Raw genomic sequence first — 455 nt, forward strand, 5'->3', positions numbered from 1 at the left:
CGCCTGACCGAAAAGCGCCGGGTGGCGGCGTAGCATGCGCGTGTGGATCGACGCCGACGCCTGCCCTCGGGCGGCCAAGGACCAAGTGGTGACGTTCGCCCTCAAGCGCCAGTTTGAGGTAGTGCTGGTGGCCGGGCAAAGCCAGATCAAACCGAGCTTTGCCTGTGTGAAGCTGATCGTGGTGCCCAGCGGGCCGGATGCCGCCGATGATTACCTGGTGGAGCACGCCGTGCCCGGCGAACTGGTGATTTTCAGCGACGTGCCCTTGGCCGACCGCCTGGTGAAGAAGGGCGTGACGGCCCTTGACCCGCGTGGCAAGGAATTCAGCCCAGCGAACATGAGCGAGAGGTTGGGTGTGCGTAAGCTGTGTACCGACCTGCGCGAGCAAGGCCAGATGGGCGGCGGCCAACAGCCACCCTGCGAAAAGGACAAGCAGGAGTAGACAAATGCGCTGG

Annotated in this window: 1 protein-coding gene; it reads left to right on the forward strand. The window is 64.4% G+C overall.

Annotation, left to right across the window (positions count from 1 at the left end):
- Positions 1–34 precede the first annotated feature (34 nt).
- The gene (locus JMV15_RS27975; RefSeq protein ID WP_201491999.1) at positions 35–442 is read left to right on the forward strand and encodes a YaiI/YqxD family protein; all 408 of its coding nucleotides are present in this window, start codon (positions 35–37) and stop codon (positions 440–442) included.
- Positions 443–455: the final 13 nt, after the last annotated feature.

Source organism: Pseudomonas paracarnis (assembly GCF_904063055.1).
Lineage (GTDB): Bacteria > Pseudomonadota > Gammaproteobacteria > Pseudomonadales > Pseudomonadaceae > Aquipseudomonas > Aquipseudomonas paracarnis.